The organism is uncultured Amaricoccus sp., assembly GCF_937858865.1.
Lineage (GTDB): Bacteria > Pseudomonadota > Alphaproteobacteria > Rhodobacterales > Rhodobacteraceae > Amaricoccus.
Genome location: NZ_CALLYO010000580.1, coordinates 1 through 1,869, shown reverse-complemented (window position 1 = coordinate 1,869; position 1,869 = coordinate 1). Strand labels below are relative to the sequence as shown.

Genomic DNA, 1,869 nt, shown 5'->3' with positions numbered 1-1,869 from the left:
TTTCGGAGGGCGATTGCGGGGCACCCGCGAGGCGCCAGGCGCCGGAGGCGGGCGGGCCATCGACGGTGACGAGGCTGCGCGCGCGGAGGTCGAGGAGGTGGGCGAGGACGTTGCGGGCGGCCGCGGCGTGGAGCGCGGGATCGACGCCGAGATAGATCCGGGCGACCAGTCCGGCGGGGGTCTCCGCGGCGCGGGTCAGGGCGTCGAGGATCGCCCGCTCGCGCGCGGCGCGATGGGCGAGGACGTGCGCCATGACGGCTTGCGGGTCGGCGACGGGGGCGCCGTGGCCGGGGTAGAAGGTCGCCTCGGCGCGGGCCAGGAGCCGGGCGAGGCTGGCGCGGAAGGTGGCGAGGTCGCCGTCGGGGGGCGAGATGAGCGTCGTCGCCCAGCCCATGACGTGGTCGCCGGAGAAGAGCGCCTTGCCCTCGGCCCAGGCGAAGCTCAGGTGGTCGGCGGTGTGGCCGGGGGTCGCGAGCGCGGTCAGCGTCCAGCCGGGGCCGGCCAGCGTCTCGCCGTCGGCGAGCGCGCGGTCGGGACGGAAGCCCGCGTCGATCCCCTCGCCGCCGCCGATGCCGCCGGGCCGGGCCGTGGCCGGGGGGCGGCCGGCGTGGGCGAGGAGGGGGGCGCCGACGCGGGCGGCGAAGGCGCGGGCGCCGGCGCTGTGGTCGCGATGGGCGTGGGTGACGAGGACGGCGGTGACGTGCTCGCCCGTGAGGGCAGTGGCGAGGGCGGCGAGGTGGCGTGGGTCGTCCGGGCCGGGGTCGATCACCGCGACTTCGCCCTCGCCGAGGATGTAGCTGCGGGTGCCGGTGAAGGTCATCGGGCCGGCGTTCGGGGCGGTGACGACGCGCAGGCCGGGGGCCAGCGTCTCGGGGCGGCCGATTGGGGGCGCGTGGCGCCGGTCGAAGGGGTCGGAGGCCATTCGCTCCTTTCCGGCGCGGGCGTTCCTTGCGTGGGGGGGCGGCGGCGCGTAACGCTCTCGCGCATGGCCCTGCCGTCTGCCCGAACCTTCCTGCCGCGCAGCCTCTTCGGGCGGGCGCTGACGATCCTACTGGTTCCGATCGTCGTCCTGCAACTGGTGGTGGGGCTGGTCTTCTTCCAGCGGCACTACCAGCGCGTGACGGAGCAGATGACGCGCAACGTCGCCTACGAGCTCGCCTATGCGGTGGGGGAGCTCGATTCCGCGGAGGACCCGGTCGAGGCGACGGCGCGGATCGCCGAGCTGGCCCGGCCGCTCGACCTCTGGCTGCAGTTCGAGCCGGGCGCGACGGTCGAGCCGGGGGTGACGCGCGACTTCTTCGACTTCACCGGCGCGAAGGTGGCCGAGACCTTCGAGGCCGCGCTGCCGGGGTCGGTCGCCATCGACCTCTCCGACTCGCGCGGCGCGGTCATCCGGATGCAGACGCGCAGCGGCGTCCTGCAGGCGGCGATCCCGCGCGACCGGCTGTCGGTCTCGAACCCGCACCAGCTGCTGGTGCTGATGATCCTGGCGGCGATGCTGCTGACGACGGTCGCCATCGTCTTCCTGCGCAACCAGGTGCGGCCGATCCGGGCGCTGGCCGAGGCGGCGGAGGCCTTCGGCAAGGGGCGCTCGGTGCCGTTCCGGCCGACGGGGGCCGAGGAGGTGCGGCGGGCGGGGGCGGCGTTTCTCTCGATGCGGTCGCGGCTGGAGCGGCAGATCGAGCAGCGGACGCAGATGCTCTCGGGGGTGAGCCACGATCTCCGGACGCCGCTGACGCGGATGAAGCTGACGCTGGCGCTGATGGAGGAGAGCGAGGAGACGCGCGACCTACTGGCCGACACCGACCAGATGGAGCGGATGCTGGGGGAGTTCCTCGCCTTCGCCCGCGGCGACAGCCGGGAGGAGAC

Annotated in this window: 2 protein-coding genes; one reads left to right on the top strand and one right to left on the bottom strand. The window is 75.0% G+C overall.

All coding sequences use genetic code 11. The annotated features are described in order from the left end of the window. Window positions 1-922 (bottom strand): MBL fold metallo-hydrolase (locus tag Q0112_RS17180; RefSeq protein ID WP_297977229.1); only part of this gene is annotated, 922 nt, incomplete at its 3' end. 63 nt (window positions 923-985) lie between these two features. Here Q0112_RS17180 and Q0112_RS17175 point away from each other — a divergent pair. After that, the coding region (locus tag Q0112_RS17175; RefSeq protein WP_297977228.1) for a histidine kinase dimerization/phospho-acceptor domain-containing protein at window positions 986-1,869 on the top strand (884 nt) is incomplete at its 3' end.